The following is a 21,728-nucleotide window of genomic DNA, read 5'->3' on the forward strand; positions in this document are numbered from 1 at the left end:
GCTGCCCCCTGCCCCCTGCACCCTGCCTCCTTCTCCCTGCCTATTTAGCCTGAATCGGGGTTAGAGCTACACCTTGGTAATAATGTCCCAAAATTTGTAAATAGCTGGCTCCGCGTTGGGCTAAACTATACGCGCCCCACTGACTCATACCTAAACCATGTCCGTAGCCTAGCCCTTGGAGGACAAAACTGCCATTTGCGCCTTTGCTAACGGTAAAACGGGTACTTTTTAGCTTGAGTGCGGTACGGACTTCCTCTCCTTGGAGGACTTTAGTACCTTGATCACCGATTATTTTCAGGGTTTTCACGCTGCGGAAAGGTGAGAAAGATTCAGCAATCATATCTTTGACATTACCGACACCAGAAATTATGGAGCTAATTTCCCCAGGTGAGAAGGTTTTTACCCAATTGCACTCTTTGACACCTTGATCAAAGTCTTGTACTGCACGGAGGTAAGGGAGAGTATTTCCCCAAACATCTTCTACATTTTCGGTGTGTCCACCAGAACAAGCATGGAAGACTGAGAGAATAATTCGGTTGTTATAGGTGAGGACTTTTCCGGCTGTACCATCTACAGCACCATAAGTATTACGGGATTCGCTGCTGACACCTTTGTAAATTTGCCAGCGGTCGGGACTATCTCCTAAATCATAAACAGGATTGTTGCGCTGTTTTTCTCGTTCATAGAGGGCATAGGTACGGGCTGCGATCGCTTGGGCTTTGAGGGCTTCGGGAGGCCAACTAGAATTCATTTCTCCACCGATGACGCTGTAGAGATATTCTTCTAAATCGACCCAATTAACTGCGGTTAAGCCTTTTTCGGTAGGAATGACAAGAGTTCTGCCTCGAAACCAGCGATCGCCAATATAAACAAATCCCTTAGCAGTTGGCTCAATCCAAAATAACCCAGATTGCCATTTATCCAAAGCCACTCCCCCAGGGACTGCTTGAGCAGCATAAGCGCTCATTCCTGGCAACTGTCCAAGAGTACGTCCTGCACTATCTTTAACTATTGCAGTTGTGGAAGCACCAACTTTGACTTGATTTACTCCCCTCTCAATTGCTACGCGCAGGATGACAGATGCTTGAGCAGGAGCAACCAAAACAAACCACAAGAGGATACCTATCCACCAATGTTGTCCTTGAATCCGGGAAAATAAAGTACCTAAATAAAGTTGGATTTTCATGCTGATTGTCTAATCACAAGCCTCTACAAGTTAAATAAGACAGTTCTCCCAGATAGGAGCTTGCCACCTCTACTTATTATGCATTTTGATTAGACTTGTGGGGTTTTAATCAGCAGATTGAATCGTGTCAGAACGTTTTGGAGATTTCCTGACTTTTGGCGAATTATTCACCTCATTTGCCACAATACCGATTAAATTCAACTGGCTCAAAATTTCGGTTGCTTGCATTAGTTCCTGTGGGGTTAACTGACCAATGCGCCCAACTATGACAATTCCATTACAAACAGAGGCAATAATTCTAGCATCAATGCTATCTAAAACAGAAGGAGCATCTATCAACACCAAGTCATAAATTTGCTCAAAAGACTGAATCAATTCTTTCATCCGCGCAGAACTAAGCAGATTTACCACATCGTCTGGTGTCGGACCAGCAGTTAAAATATCAATTGAGGGGTGAATAGGCTGGACGTAATTATTAACTTGGTTTTTGATATCATCCACCAATAACAGAGATAGCCCCCAATCATTGGATATTTTGAGGATTTTGTGTAAACTTGGCGATCGCAAATTAGCATCTATCACGAGAACTCGTTGATGCATATGTGCAGCACTAGCCCCAAGTCCCAAAGCTAAAGTTGTTTTTCCCTCTCCCGATACGGCTGAAGTCAACATCAAGGACTTGAAAGGTAAGGGACTCTTGAATATTTGAATATTTTGATAAATCATATCCAGGGTTTCATGGCTGGATAATTTATCGTCTGTTTCTATAGTTGGGGATGATAAATTTGGCTGTCTACGTCTTAAAATCTGCTGAAGTCTATTTTTTAAACTAGGTTTTCCCAATTTGGAAACAGAACCCAGTAATCGGATATTTGTGAGTTTTTGTAAATCTTGTGCCGAAAAAATGGCTTTATTAAAAAATTCCCAAATCAAGGCTACTACCGCACCTAAAACTGGACCAATTAACACGCCGACAATTATCAATAACCATTTACGATTACCGATATAAATTCCCAAGTCTGGTTCTTCCAATACTTGCCAATCAAATCCCCCTTGAGCAATTTTCATTCCCAATGACTGTTGTAACTGAAGTAATTGCTCAAGTGTTCGGCGTTGGACTGTTACATCTGAAAGCAATCGATTGTACTCTGATATTATGTTTGGGTAGGTACTTAGCTGCAAGCGAATTTGTTGTTCAGAGTTAGCTAAAGTATTTTCATTACTAATTAGTTCAAGGGCTGTTTTTTGTAACTGCTGCAACTCATTAACTAACTTGGGATCAATTCCTAATAACTTTGGTGTTGTGGTGCTAGTCTTGACGGCTTGATTTTGTAATTCTTCCTGTAATAAGGCCAGTTGAATTTGGCGTTTTTGCTTCAGTTTTATGACCATTGGTGAATTATCAGTGTAGCGCAGACCCTCCTGAGCTAAACTAAATTCTGTCTTTTTCACCTCATCTAATAAGGCTTGATAGCGGCTAGAACGATTCAAACTAGCTGCAAATTGTGCATTTTGGCTGGAAGATGCTATTTTTTGATCTAGGCTATTGTACTGAGCTTGTACAGATTGAAATTGGGAGCGCGTGGTTTGTCGTTCTTTTTGAATATCAGCTAGAGATTCTAGCAGGATTTTACTTTGTACTAACGGGTCAATTAAATTATGTTTTTTGCGGAAGAATTCTAATTTCTTCTCGGAAACTATTACATCTTTTTGTAATTTTGGTAATCGATTGCTAACGAAAGACAAAGCTTGATTTACACGTTGTTTTTTTTGTTCCCTATTGTAGTCTTGATAAACTTTCTGTAGAGCTTGTAAAACCCTTTTTGTCTTAACTGGATCTCGATCTTTGAAAGAAACAATAAATACTTGATTTACAACCCGATTAAATTTTGATAAATCATCTACAGAAGTTACTTGCAAAGCTCCTTGATTACCTGGCTCATTTTTACCCTTAAGATTTTCTATGGTAATATTGGGATAATGAGAGCGTAGTAAATGTACAGCTTTTTGTACCAAATGGGAACTCAGCATTATTTTCATCTGATGAGCATATTCTACAGATGAAAAGGTAGGTTTAATTAACTCAGGATTTGTATTTTCCTGCCTTTGAATTGATTGTGATTCTTCTTCATCTAAATCAGAACTTACCATGATCTGCATAGAACTCTGGTACATCGGTTTAGTGATGACAGCGAGCAGACTTGTAACTGATATAACTGAACAGGAAACCCCTAAAATTAAAAAGCGTCGGTAAAACAGAATTGTAGATATTTTTCTAATGTTAACCGCTCTTGGCTTAGAGGTAGTAACCAGTTGTTGATGATTTAGACCAGTTGTAGCCACTATAAAAGCCCTCTATTATTTAAACAATATATCTATCTGGAAGATGATTATGAGAAAAGAATTTGAGAGAATTTATACTCAAAATTGTCTCAGAAATAGCTAATATTTATTCTTTCCATGATGATAGGCCTACTTCATAGAAAATTCTCTTAAGTAGCTCTTACATAATCTATTCATTCAGATATATGCCCAGTCAGCACTATGATAATAAAATTATTCATTAGATTTTTAAATCTTTAATGAAGCCTGGACATGAGATATATTAAGGTTGATATTATATTTTCCATAACTCGTAAAACTACTCAGGTTATTTTTGAGGTTATTTTTCAGTTACTGTGAAAAAATTTGTATTTGAAAAAATACATCTGTTTTGTAGTAAGTCTTTTCCCATCTACAGCATATTTCAGGTTCCAGGAGGTACAAAATTTAAGGATAAAGCCTGATGCTAAGAGACTTTAAAACCTGTTCCCTCCGGTACAATGGTATGGCAACCGCCAAGATGGTTAGGACATTCACTGAAATTAAAGGCTATAAGACCGCTGCATTTAGGGATGATCCCAATTTTGCCAAAAAATACCAGCAATTATCAATGGTGGCTATAACTTCGCTTGTGCGGTCTTGGTTTGTTTAGCCCCAGAATTCTATGATGTTAGCGAAGCAGTACTAAGTATGGGTCAATTTACTATTTTGAATGTTTATTAGTGATGACAACTTCTCGCCTTCTAGGTATGTCATAGATCATAAAATCATGAGCCATTTCCGTTTTTGGGAAAATAGCACGGGCTTCCCGAAGTAAATCTTTGAACTCAATAGCATTTCCTGGAGCATAGCGGGGACTAAAATGAGTCATGAGTAATCTATTTACTCCAGCCGCGTAAGCTGTTTGTGCTGCCATTGTGCTTGTAGAATGCAATCTTTGAAAAGCCATATCTGCATCTTGATGAGCAAAGGTGGCTTCATGAATTAACAAATCTACATCTTGTGCTAACTGCACAGCGCCGTCACAATAAATGGTATCTGTACAATAGGCCATCTTCCGGCCAATTTCCGTATCTCCACACAATTCGTCGCCATGAATTACTCGCCCATCTGCAAGGGTAACAGTTTCACCGCGCTTGAGTTTCCCGTACATGGGACCTGAAGGTATTTGCAATTCTTTAGCTTTTTCCACATCAAAACGTCCTGGTCGATCTTTTTCAGCTATGCGATAACCAAAAGCTGGAATGCGGTGATGTAAAAGACCACAGCTAACGATAAAATCATTGTCTTCATAAATTACTCCGGGATGAACTGTATGTACCTTGACTGGGTAGGAAAAATGAGTGTGGGAATAACGTAAAGCAGCTTGCAGGTATTCATTTAACCCAGCAGGTCCATAAATATCAACCCTTTCGACATTACCAGCTAAACCGCAACTGGCAAGCAGTCCCATCAAGCCAAAGATGTGATCACCGTGCATATGGGTGATAAAAATTCGGGAGAGTTGGCTAATTTTTAGATCACTTCGTAAAATTTGATGCTGAGTACCTTCACCACAGTCAAATAACCACAGTTCTGCCCGTTGAGGTAATCTCAGTGCGACACTGGAAACATTACGTGATCTTGTAGGTACTCCGGAACTCGTCCCTAAAAATGTTATCTGCACAGTGTTTTTTAGCCTTTCTCTTGCTCAATATGAGGATTTATTCCCTACCTATAGTGACATGGTTGTTGAGTAAATAGACGTTCACCAATAAGCCACCTGAGAAGGGGCAAAATGCCAAAAGATAATAATTTATCCATGATAACAATACCTTCGCCAAAAAAAGAGAGGATAAATGGCGATCGCATAACTGCCCCTCCTAGGCGATCGCTCTTACCAATCATCATCAAGGCTAAAATGTTTATAGCGTCATAATTTCAGTCTCATTTACCCCAATTTATTTGGAACCAAGATTAAGGTTGAAACATAAGAAGCATAATTAGAGATTTTGGCATTGACAATTGCAGGTTGTTATCAGTACTGACAAATTGCAACAAAGCATTGATTTATTGCAACAAATTTTCTTATATTTAATCACTCATAATCTAAAAATTTAAATTTTGCTGAGAAATCTGTAAGAACTTGCTCAGGAAAATATCAGTTTTTTAGATATCAATCCTTATGTATCCATAATCTTGAGATGAATTATTTAAGCAATAATTATTTTCAAGTTCAAGCAAAGAACTATATTGGTGATTAATGCATTGAGGAATGGAAATTATGAACTTAAGAAATTTATTCATACTGGGTTTGTCTTCTCTTGTCATGGTTGGCTGCGTCCGTGAAGTATCAAATAACCAGGCTAATCAAAGTCCTATAGCTGTGAATGCATCTGTTCCTGTGTCTTCAACTCAGGCTAAACCTTTAGCTTCCTCAGCAAAATCTCCAGATTCAACAGTTATTAAATCAGGCACATTTGTTTCTGGAGAACATACAACTCAAGGAAAAGTTCGTATTACTACTAAAAACGGTAAATCATTTTTAGAGCTTGAGAATTCATTTAAGACCTCTGAATCTGGTCCAGACTTGGTAGTAATTTTACATCGTTCAAATAACGTAATTAATTCAACTAAGCCACCATCTTATTCCTTAAAAAAAGGAGACTATATTGTTCTTGCTCCTTTACAAAAATATAGTGGCGCTCAAACATATTCTATTCCTGAAAACATCAATTTATTAAACTACAAATCTGCCGCTATCTGGTGTCGCAAGTTTAATGCTACTTTTGGTGCTGCTAATTTGAGCAGTTAAAAATTAATCAAAAACTAACTACAATTGACAAGGGCAAAATTTATAAAATTAACTTTATAAAATTGATTGGTAAAGTTAATCTAGTTTTTTGATGAAGGTATTGTGATAATTCACAGTATATCAGCAGCTATCCACTCTGCCTTCAGGAATCTAAACTTTTGAAAAAATTTGTCTAATGCCAAGATAGTTCACAAATAGTTCCTTGAGGAGAAAGGGGAACCCGTCGAAATTTACCTTTAATTTGTCGTGCTAAATTTTTGAACTGTTGTGTTCCCCGGCTTTCTCTTGAGGATTTAACCCCCAAACCATCATCTACAATGCTGAGTGTGTAGCAGCCCCCAGATAGAGATAAAGTGACTTGGAGACAGGTGACTCCTGTAGCGTGTTTGCCCACATTACACAAAGCTTCTTCCAGAAATCGGCAGAGTCCTCGCTTGTTTTCAAGGGTCAAATTGCTTTCATCTATAGGCTCAAATGTGCGGATTTTTAGCTTGAGGGTTCTAAAGCAGGGAAAATCTCGCTCCAACGTATGACTATAAACTTGATAGAGAATTTCATGTAGAGGATCTTGTAAATTTATGACTGTACGATTTCCTAAATAAAGGCTAGGTTCTTGCGTAAAGGTTTCTTGTTGCCAAAATTCATAAATTCCTCGTAGCTCTTGGTTTAAATGCTGTAGTTCTTTTTCTAATTCAGGAAGCAATTTGTGAATTGGTAAATCTTCTCCTTTCAGCAGTCTTAAAACCCTATCCAGGTTTTGGAGTGGTCCGTTGTGAATTGTTTCAAATGTAATTTCAATGATAGCTTGCCTAGCTTTAATTCGTGACCTAGCAGTTTGGTCATATTGATAGAAAGCTGTAATTGCTATGGCATTGATAAGAAAAATTATAATTGCTGGAAATATTGAAATCCAAAGACTATCAATTAACAGCAAATACCCAATACTAACTAAACCAGAAGTGGCGATACCAATAACTACAATATTTTCTAGTTGAAGTTTCATCATACCAACAATAGCAGTGTTGGAAATATCCAAGCCAAAAATCCAAATATCTTCCCATCGCTCTTTGATTGTCTTAAATGTTTTTAACTGCATAAGCTTGATGTTTAGTCTTAAAATTTAATTATTTTATATTTATAATTAATCAATTAAGCCTTGTTCTCTTGCTTGCATTTCAGTTTGGATACGGATGTTCTTGCCATCTTCAGGGTAAATATTTAATGCATCTTGTAGCTTACTCCAATAATGACGTACCATGCGTTCAGATATACACATTTTTTCCGCTATTGATTTATCTTGTAATCCTTCCTCAAATGCTAGGGTTAATACCTTCAGCCACTCTGGTTTAACTTCTAATCCTGAGTGAATTCTACTAATATCTTTTGTATGAGTTAATCCCTGTAATGCCCAATCAACTCTTGTTAACATTTCCTGGGTAGAAAGACTTTTATCCGCGATGGTAAATCCTCCTTTATGACTATCAATATCTAATCGAATACGTATTAATGTTCTGACGTGGGCGCTTTGGACAACAATATTCAAATGTGGATATTGTTTCATCAAAATTTTCAGAAGTTTAATTCCATTATCAGGTCTAGCATTCAATCCCATTTGTTCTGGAATAGAAAGATCCATAACGATGAGATCAGGTTGTAAGCTAGTAACTTGCTCAAGAGTATTATTAGCATTTATAGCAGTTATAAACTCAGCCCTAGGATAGTTTTTTCGGAGAATATCAACTGTGCCACTTAGAACTGCTTCATGGTCATCAATCACCATGATTTTCAGCAATTCTTTTGCTGATAAAAGTTGTTCCATATTTAATAAGTACTCTGAAAGAGAAACACTAAGTAATTGTTATTTTAATCGATTAGTATGAATTTAATTTAGTTAAATTCTAATAGATTTTATTATTTATAGTTTATGGAATATAAGGTGTGTAACCCTTAAAATATGAATTTGTGCTGACAAACAGTTCTAATTAATACATTAATTATCTCAAATTTAAACTAGCTTGAATTAGGGAAAATTCAGTAGCTATCAGATGTTTCAATGATATAACATTTGGTATACCGTTAGTTAATTAGTCATGTAAAATACCTACCAATAAAAATGCCAAAATGACCTAAGATTATTGTTGTAGTGCAAGCATTTACCTGATATTAAAAAATTAAAGCTATGGTAAAGATATTCTAGCTCAGGTAACTGGGAGTGAAGAATTAGAGTAGATATATCAGGATAGGAAATTTTGACAACTAATTGCCCCATATTCCGTATTTTTTTTAATCTAATATACATAGAAAAAGCTATTAAACTTTCAGATTTTGGTAAAGTTATGATCAGTAATTCTTCTAAAGCTCTTAAAATTATTAAACTGCATTCAATCGGTTCATATCGCCAGTAATCTGGCATATCAATATGAAAATATGAATGGGGATAGAAGGATAGCCAAGGTTCTAATAAATACTCAATTGATAAAGGTAAGCTATCTTGAATAAATGTTGGGCATAAGCGATCACTCAATTGTACTAAAGAGTGATGAAAATTTTCAATTTTTTTGCTACATTCTTGAATTTCATCAATTGACAAACTTAAATTATCTATCGCCAATACATCTAAACTGCGACGTATGGTGAATGATTCTTGTAATAAGCCATCTCGGATTTTTTCAGCTTCCAAAAATAGTTTTATAGCTTGTCTATAAGACCACCACTGTAATGCTTTTTGAATCATTTTTTCAGATGTCATAAACTTTACAATGGTTATGACTTGAATAATTCAACTAATTTGACGATACATAATACTGATAAGTACTCATAAATCAGTAATTAACCTGGCTTTTCTGAGGATAAATTTCAATGCAGTATCTTCTCTGGAAATAATGTCAGCTTTTACTTCCATTCCTGATTGAACATAACACTGGTGATTTGTAGTACCAAATTCAAGTCTTTCCGGTTGAATAGTTGCTTCAAAGTAGCTACTAGGATTTGTTTGGGTACCATTATTCGTCTGGGTTGTGATTACGTCTGGAGAAATAGTTTTGACAACACCCTTAAGAGTTCCATAATCTGGATAGGGACAGGCATCAAGACGCATTTGTACTTTTTGATCTACAGCAACTTTTTTAATGTCAGCTGTAGAGATCATAGCTTTAATCACTAAAGAAGCATTATTAGGAACAATTTCAGCAATAGATTCACTAGTACGCACAACTTGACCAGAGTTTCGCAAATTTAGTTTAAGAATAATACCGTTACTAGTGGCAATAATGATACTTTTTTTAAGTTGGTTTTCTAGTTGTTGAAGTTCCTTTTGAGATTGATTGAGTTGGGTTAGCAATTCAACACGTCTTTCAATTAAGGCTTGTTTTTCTTTGTTTAAACTAGCAATATTGGCTTGACCTTTGGCAGTTTCTTGGGCAATACGTTCTTCTGCTATCATCACCATTGCTGTAGTTGGATTAACTGCAACTTTAGCTGATTCAACTTGGATTTTAGCTATTTCAAAAGACCTTTTTACTGCTTGCAGCGTTAGTTCTGATTGCTTAACAACTAGTAGTTTCTGCTCATATTCTCGTCGCCCAATAGCTCCAATTTCTGACAATTGCTTATAGCGATCACTATCTATCTGGGCAAATACTAAATCAGCTTCAGCCTTGTCTAAATCTGTCTGAGCTTTTTGCAAACTTTCCTTAGCTGAAAGGAATTCATTTTGAGTATTAGTTTGCTTTTCTTGATATTCTCTTTCATTCCGTACCAAATCAACTTTTGCAGAAGCAATAGTCTTTTCTATAACTGTTTTTTCGGCTAAAATTTGACTATCCAAAATCCTAACTTGACTATCAATTTGGATGAGTTGTAATTTACGTTGTTGCAGTTCAACTTGTAATTGGCTTTTTTTAATTAGCAATTCGCTCGTATCAAGCTTGGCAATAACATCACCTATTTTAACTACCTGATTTTCTTTAGCTAAAATACTTTTGATTGTACCTTCTATTTCTGGTTGTACTATACGAACTTCGCCTGTAGGACGGACAGTTGCAGTAGCTTTAACTGTCACATTATATTTGACCCATGAAGAGAGGGTAATCCCAGTAGCAACCGTGCTAAGGAGGAAAATTCCCGCCAAAGAAGTCCAAAAACTAATAGGAGGAAGAAAGTCATTATTTTCCGATGAAGAGATAACTTTTTCATTGGGAGTATAAATCATAATTAGCTGATGATTATTAATAATTAGGGAATTAAAAAATCTAAATGATCTCCAGTTTTTGTTTTTAATTCCTCCAAAGAACCTTGTAGTTTTAGTTTGCCCTGATCTAGCAAAACTATCCAATCGGCACGATTAATTACCTTAGGACGGTGAGTAATTAAAATAGTTGTTTTCCCTTGGCGATGCTTAAATAATTGATCTAAAACTTGTGTCTCGCTTACAGGATCAAGTCCACCTGTAGATTCATCTAAAATCAAAATTGGTGGGTCTGTAACAATAGCACGAGCTATTGCTAATCTTTGTCTTTGTCCACCAGAAATATTAGCACCAAATTCACCTAAAATAGTTTGATATGTTTCTGGAAGTTTACTGATAAATTCATCAGCACCAGAAATTTGACAAGCTTTTACAATTTGTTCAAATGTAACGTATGGCGCTCCTAACCGGAAATTTTCGACAATAGAACGACTCCAAAAATGAGCATCTTGGGGAACAAGTACCACCTGTTGACGCAGACATTCTAAAGATAGGTCTTGGAGGTTATAAAGTCCAATGCGGATATTGCCAGATTGGAGTTTATATAATCCAGAAATCAATTTTGCTAAAGTACTTTTACCACATCCAGATTTACCAATAATTGCAACAACTTTACCTCCAGGAATTGTTAAAGAAAAATCTTCTAATAAGTCAATCCTACCAGCATAGTGAAAGTTTATATTTGTACAAATTATGTCAGCAGCTTCGGGAATGTGAGCAAAAGGTTTTTTTCCATCACCTTCATTTTCTGGAGTGGCATCTATCACTTCTGTAAGTCGTTGTATGGCAGTTTTCGCACGAGTAAATTCTTCAACAAAACTGATAACAGTACTAATTAATGCTAAGAAGTTACTATTCATCGAGTTAAATGCGAGAAGCTGCCCGACGCTTAAATATTCAGATGGGTTAATTACTAAATTGCCACCGAACCAAAGCAAAATAATACTCCCAATAGCCGAGACAAAACTAGAAAAAGTATTATTAATAATTCCAATCTGAATGGTTCGCAACGTGAGGTTCGCAAGACGACCAAATCTGCTTTCTAATTCATCCCAAAATTGGGGTGCAGATGTAGTTGTTTTGAGAGTAAGTGCGCCTTTAAAGGTTTCTACTAAAACACCTTGTGTTTCTGCCTCCGTGACTAGTACTTCTCTAGTTTTTTGTCGCAAAGTCGGCTGGAATATGACTGTAGATATAGTCATAAATATAGCTATAAATAAAGCCAAAGCTGTAAGTTTCCAGCTATAAAAAATCATGAATAACAGAGAAATTAGTGCAATAAAAAATTTACTAGGTAGATTGATAATTAGTTGAGAAATCAACTGATTAACTTGATCTATATCTTGCAAACGACTAACTATTTCGCCACTACGTCGGGCTTCATAATAACTTAGAGGTAAGCGAAGAATTTGCCGCCCAAATTCCATAACTAACCCTAATTGTAACCGTTGAGCAAAGTGAGCAATTAAGTTAGATTGGATAAATGCAAGGCTACTAGAAATCAAATTCATCACTACTACAGAAATTACCACGGTAGTGAGTAATTTTGTATCGCCTCGAATCAGCACATCATCTGTGAGAATTTGCAGTAAGAAAGGGGAGGCTAAAGATAATAAACCTAATATTAAATTGATGGGTAAGGCTTGAAATAAAATGCTCCGATAAATCCAGACGCGTTTGAAGAAGCGCCAAAAGCCACCAACTTTATCATCTTTTTGGGCAAGAAATCGGGTAGGATCTGGTTCAATTAACAGTAACAACCAATCTGTCCAACCTTCTGCTAAATCTTTTTGAGAAAGATAACGGACACCTATAGCAGGATCAGCAATTAGAAAACTTTTGCCTTTCTTACCATATAAAACAACCCAATGATTCCCCTTCCAATGAATAATTGCTGGTAGAGGTGCTTCATTAATTCGGTCAATAATTTCTGGTGAAGTTTTTACTGGTTTAGCATTGAAACCTAGTGTTTCTGCTCCCCTTTTTAACCCCAATAAAGTTGTTCCAAATTGTCCTGTTCCTACGGCTTCACGAATGTGGCTGAGAGTAAAAGTATGCCCATAATGTTTGGCTATAGCAGCAATACAAGCTGCACCACAGTCCTCTTCACTATGCTGTTTAACGAACTGGTATTTCATCAGTAAATCACCCTAGAAGATAAGAAATAGAATAGGAATAGGATTTAAATATTTTGGGCAGTTTCTAGAAATAGAATCTCTTATTTTTAGAGTTAAAAAAATTAGGTTTAAGAAAATACATTTTTCGACTTGATTGAATATGGTGAAAGATATGATTTATATCAATTGTTACTTTACTAAAAGTAGTCAGTAATCAGTAGTAGGATATTAGATTAGTTATTAATCGTCCTTATTCTACTATCCAATCTCTAGCTGATAGCTGACTTACTTTAGTGATTAGCAGAATTCAAGATATTTTTCTAGAGAAAAACTTTAATTTATCGCTTTTAATGCGGAAAAAGAGAAACTCTAGAATTAATCTTCAATTACACATCAACATAAATCCATTGAGTACCATTAATATTGGTATTGAAACTGCCATTTAAGCTCTCTTTGTTATAGCTGAAGTTACGAGTCACATCTTCCAAATAATTTTTGGAAAAAGCATATTCACCGAAACTAAAACGACCACCAGCTACGATTTCTTGTTGTGCAACAGGTACTTCAGTAAAAAGTAAGTTAGACATGGTAGAATCTCCTTGATTTTAGTTATCGCTTGGAGTTGATTTAGTTTTGCGTGCTGCTCAACTCCTCGCTTGTTAATAGAATATCGGGAAATAACTAGTCGATTCATTCTCATTTACTGCAAACTTAATTACCAGATTTAGAAATATATATTTCACATTTACGTCAGGGATATTTCCGAAAAATACACGCTTCAACTACGCCTAATTATGTCAATTTATATAGATGTAAAAACTAACTAAAAAAATCGCTATAAAAGCGATTATTGTTTTGATGCCAAATTAGGTAGTGGTCAAGCAGTATTTATATCGGTTCTCGATTGAGTGAGGTACAAGATATGAGTTATATCAATTGTTAGTTTACTAAAAGTAGTCAGTAATCAGTAGCAGGATATTAGATTAGTTATTAATCGTCCTTATTCTACTATCCAATCTCTAGCTGATAGCTGACTTACTTTAGTGATTAGCAGAATTCAAGATATTTTTCTAGAGAAAAACTCTAAGTTATCACTTTTAATGCGGAAAAAGAGAAACTCTACAATTCATCTTCAACTACGCATTGATATAAATGAATTGAATACCATTGATATTGGTATTGAAACTGCCATTTAAGCTCTCTTTGTTATAGCTGAAATTACGAGTCACGTCTTCCAAATAATTGCCAGAGAAAACAGATTTACCGAAACCACCAAAACTAAAACGACCACCAGCTACGATTTCTTGTTGTGCAACAGGTACTTCAGTAAAAAGTAAGTTAGACATGATAGAATCTCCTTGATTTGAGTTAGTTATTTTTTGGAGTTGATTTAGTTTTGCGTGCTGCTCAACCCCTCGCTTGTTAATAGAATATCGGAAAATAACTAGTCAATTCATTCTCATTTACTGCAAACTTAATTACCAAATTAAGAGCTATTTATTTCTGATTTACGTCAGTACTATTTCCGAAAAATACACACTCGAACTACGGCTAATTATGTCAATATAATCAATATGAAAATTAAATAAAAAAAATCGCCATAACGGCGATTATTGTTTTGATACCAAATTAAGTAGTGGTCAGGCAATATTTATTTGTATCAATTTAAGAGGATATTGGAAAAATCATCAACTTTACTGATAACTTTTTCCTTATAGAATCAAGATTTGTACCCATAATATCTAAAAATACTTTATTCCATAATCACCATACGTAATGAGCATTAAATCACATCTTGCACTTGAGATAAAAACTGCATCTATTGACAATGACTGAGTGCAAAACTCTAAAGGTTGGGTTCAAGAAGATGCATTTTTATAGTTGATTGAATATGGTGCAAGATATGAGTTATATCAATTGTTGGGTTACTAAAAGTAGTCAGCAATCAGTAGCAGGATATTAGATTTGTTATTAATCGTCCCTATTCTGCTATCCAATCTCTAGCTGATAGCTGACTTACTTGAGTGATTAGCAAAATTCAAGCTATTTTTCTAGAGAAAAACTCTAACTTATCGCTTTTAATGCGGAAAAAGAGAAACTCTAGAATTAATCTTCAATTATGCATCGACATAAACAAATTGAAGACCAGCGATATTGGTATTGAAACTGCCATTTAAGCTCTCTTTGTTATAGCTGAAATTACGAGTCACATCTTCCAAATAATTTTTAGAAAAAGCATATTTACCAAAACCACCAGCTACGATTTCTTGTTGTGCAACAGGTACTTCAGTAAAAAGTAAGTTAGACATGGTAGGATCTCCTTGATTTTTAGTTATCGCTTGGAGTTGATTTAGTTTTGCGTGCTGCTCAACCCCTCGCTTGTTAATAGAATATCGAGAACCAACCTTTGGAATCATGCTCAATTCATGCAAACTTAATTACCAGATTTAGAAATATATATTTCACATTTACGTCAGCGCTATTTCCGAAAAATACACGCTCCAATTACGCCTAATTATGTCAATATAATAAATATGAAATAGGTAAAAGATTTACGAGTGCTAGACGATCAGTATTGTAAGGGCGTATTGCAATACGCCCTAGCAAACAATTGATGTGATTAGGAAACTCTATATTTAAAGATATTTTTGTAATAGACCAATTACAACTTCGGGTGTTTCCAGATGTGGTAAAATTCCTGTGTGAGCGATAGCTTGAAAATCTCTAATTGCGCCTTTATTTAAACTTGCCAAACGTCGTCCCAATGTGATATTAGTAAATTGTGCATCTTCTCCCCAAAATATCACAGTAGGAATTTTGAGTTGCTGAATATATAAACTCAAATCAAAATAAAGATCGCCTCGTAAAAATGCTAAAGCAGCAAATTTGGCATTTGGTTGTTGTGCAGAAGTTAAATAACCTTCTACTATTTCTTGAGTAAGTTTTTCTGGGTTTGTAAAGAGAAAACTTTCTAAAAAATTTCTGACTGCAATTTCATTTTCTGCACCTAAAGCATAAATTAAATTATCCAAAAAAGGCATATTGATAACCGAAAGTGGTAATCTACGTCCAGCACCCTGGCCAAAGTCATCAAAACCAGAGGGACACACTAAAACCAGTTCTTTGAATAATTCAGGTTGATTAATAGCAAGACGAATAGTAAAAGCAGCAGTTAAAGAAGAAGCTATTACTGTTACTGGTTCGTGACAAGTTTGGGTGATAAACTCAGTAATAGTAGTTAGGTAATCTTGAATTTGGTAATCTCGCACAGGATGAGCAGATTCTCCCCAACCAATTAAATCTGGGGCTAAAATGCGATATTCAGAAGCAAATGCAGGGTAAACTTTAGACCATTCGTAAGCAGATGCACCACCACCAAAGTTATGTAAAAACAATAGCGGAGGTAATTTTTGAATGTCAACAATCTCCCAAGGTGCGCTGGTTTGGGTATAGTAAACCATTGCTCCCAAAGATGTATTGATGACTTGTTGTCCAAAACCAGGAGGGTGAAATTGAAGCATATAAATTATGAATTATGAATTATGAATTATCAACTATGAATTATCAACTATGAATTATTCTGTTATCAACGTCAGTTGATTAAGATTATCACCACTGATATGGTAAGCGGCTCCAAAGCCAATTACAAATCTTCCTTCAGTTGGAGTTAGTTGGAAAATCCGAAAATCGGGTAAGCTGCGTAACATTTCAATAATTTCTCCAAAACGTTCTTGAAATTCTCCAACAATTTGATTCCATTGTTCAGTTTCTCTCTCTAGTAAAGTTGCGGTACAATCAAAAGTTAACCGACGACGGGCAAATATTTGTTTGGTTTTAGCTTCATCCTCAATAAATAAAATACTCACATGAGGATTAACATAAATATTTTTGGTGTGAGTAGAAAGACCACTAACGTAAATGTAGATATTTTTAGCATCATCTATGACGAAAGGAGTATAACTTGCGTTAGGGATTCCCTGTTCGTTAACAGTACTAATGATGATACTTGCAAATTCTTCGGTAAATTTTTCATACTCAGCTTGAGCTTTTTCGATTTTAGTCATCTGTTTATTTACTTGGTAAGATTTTATTAGCTATTATAAAATAAAATGGTGATAATACAATTGTGACTGATCAAAATCGTTCTCAATGGGATTTATGTAGGTTTATCAAAACCTTGACCTACTTTGAGGTATTTCCTGTTCTTAACTGGGTACAGCAGTTAATTCAAGGTCGTTCCCAAGATAATCAAGATAAACCAAATGGGGTCAGAAATATGGGTGTAATTCTGGTAGCGGGTGCGACTGGTGGTGTTGGTAAACGAGTAGTCAGACGATTGCGGGAACAGGGGTATAAATTCCGCTGTCTAGTGCGAGATATTGAAAAAGCAAGACTAGTTTTAGGTGACGATGTTGACTTAGTAGATGGGGATATTACTATACCTGAAACTCTGAATAGCTTGGTAATGGGTAATGTGGAAGCTGTAATTTGTTGTACTTCTGTGCGGGTACAACCAGTGGAGGGAGACACAGCAGATAGAAGCAAATACTATCAAGGTATTAAGTTTTACTTACCAGAAATTGTTGGTGACACACCAGAAAATGTCGAATATCGTGGGGTGAAAAACTTAGTTGAAGCAGCAAAAAAATATCTCCCTACCGCAGGTGAAAAACTGATATTTGATTTTACTAAACCAACAGATGAATTAAAAAATATCTGGGGTGCGTTAGATGATGTTGTCATGGGTGGTGTGAGTGCAAGTAGTTTTCAAATATTAGAAAATACGGCTTTATTTAGTGGTAATGTTTCCACTGCTAACTCTGGGGGATTTGCTTCTGTGAGAACAAAAAACTTTTCCCCACCGTTTGATTTATCTGGTTATGAAGGTGTTAGATTGCGAGTCAAAGGTGACGGACAGCGTTATAAAATCTTTTTGCGGACAGAATCAACTTGGGATGGTGTTGGTTACAGCTATTCTTTCGATACGGTAGCTAATACTTGGATAGATATTACGATTCCATTTGCAAATTTAGTTCCTGTATTTAGAGCCAAAATTGTGAAAGATTCTCCCAAAATTGATTCTAGCAAAGTTTGCTCATTTCAATTGATGTTGAGCAAATTTGAATATGATGGAGCTTTAAATCCTAAGTTTACCCCTGGTGGTTTTGCGATACATCTAGAATCGATTAAAGCTTATGGTGGTGAAAGTTTACCCCAATTTGTTCTGATTAGTTCTGCTGGGGTAACTCGTCCTGGAAGACCAGGAATTAATTTAAATGAAGAACCACCAGCGGTCAGATTAAATGACCAATTGGGAGGAATTTTAACTTGGAAGTTGAAAGGTGAAGATAGTTTAAGATCAAGTGGAATTCCTTACACAATTATTCGACCTTGTGCTTTAACTGAAGATGCTGGAGGTAAGGAGTTTATATTTGAGCAAGGTGATAATATTCGGGGAAAAATCAGCCGCGAAGATATTGCTGAACTTTGTATTCAATCAATCCAAAAAACAAAAGCTCTTAATCTCACTTTTGAAGTAAAGGAAGGAGAAAATCTGGCTAATTCTGTTGATTTACAGGAGCTTTTTTCTGAATTAAAACCTGATAAATAAATGCTGATTAGATTATTATTTTCTGTTGTTTTGGCGCTGATTATTGGTAGTAGTTTCTTCTCAAAGACGGCTTCATCACAGCAAGTAAATTTCCGGGTTAATAATTTGGAGTCTGATATCCGTCGTCTAGAGTTACGGTTAAACCAGATTGAGTTATTACTCAGTCAAAACCGCCAATTTTCATCTACTAAGGTTACACCTACTCCGTCACCCTCTACAGGTTCTAGACGAAAATTATCACAACCAGAACGTGAGAAAATGTTTGATAGATTAGCAACTTTGGTGGTTGAATTGAAGCAACAAGTTAATCAATTAACAACGCGAGTTAGTAAACTTGAATCACGCTAAAAAACTTAACCCCCTCCCTGGTTAGGGTTGGGGGCTAAATCTGGAATATATCGGGTAATTAAGATGACAGCAAATATTAATAAAATCGCTACTTATGAAGGTGGGTGTCACTGTGGTGCGGTACGCTTTAAGGTGATAGTTGATAACCATAAAGTTGATGATTGTAATTGTTCTATTTGTAGTAAGAAAGGATTTTTACATTTAATTGTACAGCGAGAAAAGTTTATTTTATTGCAAGGTGAAGATGTGTTGAAAACTTACACATTTAATACCGGAGTTGCACAACATAAATTTTGTGGTATTTGTGGAATTCATTCTTTTTATATTCCCCGCAGTCATCCTGATTGTATTGATGTGAATGTGCGCTGTTTAGATGGGAATGTAATAGATAATTTTGAGATTGTGCCGTTTGATGGTGCTAATTGGGAGGATAATATTCATAAGTTGGTTAATTGATTATAAGCTGTTTATCCAGGGGAAACGCATCTAAATTTTATTGACAAAATACCGTTTTAATGTGTAAACGAAGAAATCCGCATTTATCGTTTGATTGATTTTTTCAAAGTCATAGTGATGAACTAAAATATTGTTAATAAGTGGTCGTTAATGCGAATATTTTGGTCATTATTGAGATTGAATTGTCCTTATTGATAAGATGCGTTTCCCCTGGGGGAATACTGAAGTAGAAGAACTTAAGGGTGATAACAAACTAGCGTTTCCAATTATTCCGAATTAACCCAATCGGTGGGGTGAATCCATGAAACAACAGTTTCAAAATGTTAGTTGTTTCCAATTATTCCGAATTAACCCAATCGGTGGGGTTACATTGATAGCGTCGAAGTGAAACACTTCGTGTTTCCAATTATTCCGAATTAACCCAATCGGTGGGGGTAACTCTGTTGGATTACACCAAAACCGAAACTCCGCTCCGTAGGTTTCCAATTATTCCGAATTAACCCAATCGGTGGGGGTTAATTTTAGTACAGACTAATTTAAGATGTCTAACAATAAGTTTCCAATTATTCCGAATTAACCCAATCGGTGGGGTTAGAATACCAATCAACAAATGAGTTCAAAGAAAAGTTTCCAATTATTCCGAATTAACCCAATCGGTGGGGCCTCTCACTAAATAGAGAGATTGCTGATGCTTTTAGTTTCCAATTATTCCGAATTAACCCAATCGGTGGGGTCTAGCTCACGCTGATGCCGCCAAAATCGCACTTAATAACTGTTTCCAATTATTCCGAATTAACCCAATCGGTGGGGGAGCTTTATATAGTGAGCTCAGACGAATTCATCTTGCCGAGGTTTCCAATTATTCCGAATTAACCCAATCGGTGGGGTAATCCCAAATGCAGTTGATACTCTGCTATTGTTTCCAATTATTCCGAATTAACCCAATCGGTGGGGTTGAAACACGTCTTTCGGGGGCACTCAGAAGACTTGCGGACGTTTCCAATTATTCCGAATTAACCCAATCGGTGGGGACAAAATGGAAACGCTGCCTTCAGCGCTGCCATTTCGTTTCCAATTATTCCGAATTAACCCAATCGGTGGGGCAGCTTTGGCGGTAAAACATAGGAAAAAATAAGGACTTGTAGTTTCCAATTATTCCGAATTAACCCAATCGGTGGGGTTATCCAAGAAAATACTAATGGCGAAAGAATACTTGTTTCCAATTATTCCGAATTAACCCAATCGGTGGGGGGAAAAGACGGGCAGCTATTGGCAACGACAAATGACAGTTTCCAATTATTCCGAATTAACCCAATCGGTGGGGTCCCATAGATGATAACCAGCCAAAGAGTCATAAGCGTGACTGTTTCCAATTATTCCGAATTAACCCAATCGGTGGGGTTATCGGAAAAGTTGGATATATCGACAGAATATCCAAGTTTCCAATTATTCCGAATTAACCCAATCGGTGGGGTTTCGGTCAAGGCGGTAATTCTGGTGGTAATAATATAGAGTTTCCAATTATTCCGAATTAACCCAATCGGTGGGGTTTCCAGAGCTTTCAGCAGAAATTAGATTAGAAACGTTTCCAATTATTCCGAATTAACCCAATCGGTGGGGTTACTTGGCAATATCTTGTGCCATTCTTATAAAAAAGAAAAGTTTCCAATTATTCCGAATTAACCCAATCGGTGGGTTTTGCGAAACCAGCAAAAAAATGCATTCCCCTTGTTTCCAATTATTCCGAATTAACCCAATCGGTGGGGAGTTCGTTTAGCAGCCCTTACCCAGTAAAGGTTTCAGACTGCAAATCGACACCACTTTTAAAAGTATAATACATTTATCCAAAAACCGACACATACACACACCTCAAAACCTTGTCCTACAAGCAATCGACACCACTCCACGAAAAATATAGGGTTTGGGCAATTCTCTGACTGGTGTCGATAGGAAATTAAAAAACACACCCATAAAACCTTCAAATCTAGATGACATAATAGTTTGGAGGTGGTTGGGGTACTTCACCACCAATTGTTAACACCCTCTCAACAGCTTCTTGGGATATCCAATAAAACCGCACACTATCTTCCGCAGGTTTAACTAACTTTCTCACATTTATATAAAGTCGTCGCATTTCCTCCAAACTCAAAAAACGATTGCCCTTGATACTTGAAAAGGATAGTAGTTTCCAATTATGCGTCCCCACATGGTTAGTGGAGACTACTTAATGATTTGGATAAAAATAAAAAGGATGTAGTTTCCAATTATGCGTCCCCACATGGTTAGTGGAGACGAAGCTTATGCTCACTGCTACCTGCTAAATCAAGGGTTTCCAATTATGCGTCCCCACATGGTTAGTGGAGACTGAAATAGTTAAATAAGGAGAATCTTATGAAATTGTTTCCAATTATGCGTCCCCACATGGTTAGTGGAGACTCAACACGCCACACCAACCGAACCTATAGAAGCTTCGTTTCCAATTATGCGTCCCCACATGGTTAGTGGAGACTAGAACAAGAATCCCAACAGCAGCAGAAAGCCTTGGGTTTCCAATTATGCGTCCCCACATGGTTAGTGGAGACCTTCTCGAAGTGCGATCACTAGAAGTTGTTGCTTTGCCATGTTTCCAATTATGCGTCCCCACATGG

19 protein-coding genes and 2 CRISPR repeat arrays (1 of these 21 cut by a window edge) are annotated in these 21,728 nt (G+C 36.4%); of the genes, 4 read left to right on the forward strand and 15 right to left on the reverse strand.

The window, feature by feature from the left end; translation table 11 throughout:
* Positions 1-40: 40 nt before the first annotated feature.
* The 4 genes from ANA7108_RS0124965 to ANA7108_RS29935 all read right to left on the reverse strand — a co-directional run bounded on the left by ANA7108_RS0124965 (position 41) and on the right by ANA7108_RS29935 (position 5,398).
* A complete protein-coding gene (locus ANA7108_RS0124965) occupies positions 41-1,186 on the reverse strand; it encodes a SpoIID/LytB domain-containing protein (RefSeq protein WP_016953568.1) in 1,146 nt (381 codons plus the stop codon).
* Between the two features lie 105 nt (positions 1,187-1,291).
* On the reverse strand, positions 1,292-3,337 hold the full coding sequence (locus ANA7108_RS0124970) for an AAA family ATPase (protein WP_016953569.1): 2,046 nt from the start codon (positions 3,335-3,337) through the stop codon (positions 1,292-1,294).
* Positions 3,338-4,211: 874 nt separating this feature from the next.
* Complete coding sequence (locus ANA7108_RS0124980) at positions 4,212-5,174, reverse strand: ribonuclease Z (protein ID WP_016953571.1); 963 nt, start codon at positions 5,172-5,174, stop codon at positions 4,212-4,214.
* A 44-nt stretch (positions 5,175-5,218) separates the two neighbouring features.
* Entirely contained in the window at positions 5,219-5,398 is a 180-nt protein-coding gene (locus ANA7108_RS29935) for a hypothetical protein (protein WP_144052424.1), read from the reverse strand.
* A 373-nt stretch (positions 5,399-5,771) separates the two neighbouring features.
* Here ANA7108_RS29935 and ANA7108_RS0124985 point away from each other — a divergent pair, with 373 nt between their 5' ends.
* The gene (locus tag ANA7108_RS0124985; RefSeq protein WP_026104441.1) at positions 5,772-6,302 is read left to right on the forward strand and encodes a DM13 domain-containing protein; all 531 of its coding nucleotides are present in this window, start codon (positions 5,772-5,774) and stop codon (positions 6,300-6,302) included.
* Between the two features lie 172 nt (positions 6,303-6,474).
* Here ANA7108_RS0124985 and ANA7108_RS0124990 read toward each other — a convergent pair whose 3' ends face one another.
* The 10 genes from ANA7108_RS0124990 to ANA7108_RS0125035 form a co-directional block, all read right to left on the reverse strand.
* The gene (locus ANA7108_RS0124990) at positions 6,475-7,398 is read right to left on the reverse strand and encodes a hypothetical protein (protein ID WP_016953573.1); all 924 of its coding nucleotides are present in this window, start codon (positions 7,396-7,398) and stop codon (positions 6,475-6,477) included.
* A gap of 45 nt (positions 7,399-7,443) precedes the next feature.
* Positions 7,444-8,121: a response regulator transcription factor gene (locus ANA7108_RS0124995; RefSeq protein WP_016953574.1), complete on the reverse strand. Its 678-nt coding sequence runs from the start codon at positions 8,119-8,121 to the stop codon at positions 7,444-7,446.
* 282 nt (positions 8,122-8,403) lie between these two features.
* A complete protein-coding gene (locus tag ANA7108_RS0125000; protein WP_016953575.1) occupies positions 8,404-9,051 on the reverse strand; it encodes a hypothetical protein in 648 nt (215 codons plus the stop codon).
* A gap of 66 nt (positions 9,052-9,117) precedes the next feature.
* Positions 9,118-10,512 (reverse strand): HlyD family secretion protein, encoded by a 1,395-nt coding sequence (locus ANA7108_RS0125005; RefSeq protein ID WP_016953576.1) that lies wholly within the window; start codon positions 10,510-10,512, stop codon positions 9,118-9,120.
* 23 nt (positions 10,513-10,535) lie between these two features.
* The gene (locus tag ANA7108_RS0125010) at positions 10,536-12,686 is read right to left on the reverse strand and encodes a peptidase domain-containing ABC transporter (protein WP_016953577.1); all 2,151 of its coding nucleotides are present in this window, start codon (positions 12,684-12,686) and stop codon (positions 10,536-10,538) included.
* Positions 12,687-13,051: 365 nt separating this feature from the next.
* Complete coding sequence (locus ANA7108_RS0125015; RefSeq protein WP_016953578.1) at positions 13,052-13,252, reverse strand: hypothetical protein; 201 nt, start codon at positions 13,250-13,252, stop codon at positions 13,052-13,054.
* 549 nt (positions 13,253-13,801) lie between these two features.
* Positions 13,802-14,011, reverse strand: a complete 210-nt coding sequence (locus tag ANA7108_RS0125020) for a hypothetical protein (protein ID WP_016953579.1) — start codon at positions 14,009-14,011, stop codon at positions 13,802-13,804.
* Between the two features lie 771 nt (positions 14,012-14,782).
* Positions 14,783-15,082, reverse strand: a complete 300-nt coding sequence (locus ANA7108_RS31110) for a hypothetical protein (RefSeq protein WP_016953580.1) — start codon at positions 15,080-15,082, stop codon at positions 14,783-14,785.
* A 219-nt stretch (positions 15,083-15,301) separates the two neighbouring features.
* Positions 15,302-16,186, reverse strand: a complete 885-nt coding sequence (locus ANA7108_RS0125030) for an alpha/beta fold hydrolase (protein ID WP_016953581.1) — start codon at positions 16,184-16,186, stop codon at positions 15,302-15,304.
* A gap of 54 nt (positions 16,187-16,240) precedes the next feature.
* Positions 16,241-16,729 (reverse strand): HugZ family protein, encoded by a 489-nt coding sequence (locus ANA7108_RS0125035; protein WP_016953582.1) that lies wholly within the window; start codon positions 16,727-16,729, stop codon positions 16,241-16,243.
* Positions 16,730-16,791: 62 nt separating this feature from the next.
* On the opposite strand from ANA7108_RS0125035, the gene ANA7108_RS0125040 reads away from it, so the two are divergent.
* From ANA7108_RS0125040 to ANA7108_RS0125050, 3 genes are all read left to right on the forward strand, one after another.
* Positions 16,792-18,276 carry a CIA30 family protein gene (locus ANA7108_RS0125040; RefSeq protein WP_016953583.1) on the forward strand — a complete coding sequence of 495 codons (1,485 nt, stop codon included), beginning with the start codon at positions 16,792-16,794 and terminating at the stop codon, positions 18,274-18,276.
* Positions 18,277-18,624, forward strand: coding sequence for a hypothetical protein (locus ANA7108_RS0125045; RefSeq protein ID WP_016953584.1), 348 nt, complete (start codon positions 18,277-18,279; stop codon positions 18,622-18,624).
* Between the two features lie 63 nt (positions 18,625-18,687).
* A complete protein-coding gene (locus ANA7108_RS0125050) occupies positions 18,688-19,080 on the forward strand; it encodes a GFA family protein (RefSeq protein ID WP_016953585.1) in 393 nt (130 codons plus the stop codon).
* Between the two features lie 258 nt (positions 19,081-19,338).
* A CRISPR array of direct repeats spans positions 19,339-20,846; the repeat unit is 36 nt; unit sequence GTTTCCAATTATTCCGAATTAACCCAATCGGTGGGG.
* A gap of 218 nt (positions 20,847-21,064) precedes the next feature.
* Here the strand turns inward: ANA7108_RS0125050 and ANA7108_RS30630 are convergent.
* Positions 21,065-21,214: a hypothetical protein gene (locus ANA7108_RS30630; protein ID WP_192815430.1), complete on the reverse strand. Its 150-nt coding sequence runs from the start codon at positions 21,212-21,214 to the stop codon at positions 21,065-21,067.
* A 50-nt stretch (positions 21,215-21,264) separates the two neighbouring features.
* Positions 21,265-21,728: direct repeats of the CRISPR family, unit length 37 nt; unit sequence GTTTCCAATTATGCGTCCCCACATGGTTAGTGGAGAC; it runs 83 nt beyond the window's last position.

Origin of the sequence: Anabaena sp. PCC 7108 (assembly GCF_000332135.1) — a bacterium.
In the GTDB taxonomy this organism is placed as follows: Bacteria; Cyanobacteriota; Cyanobacteriia; order Cyanobacteriales; family Nostocaceae; genus Anabaena.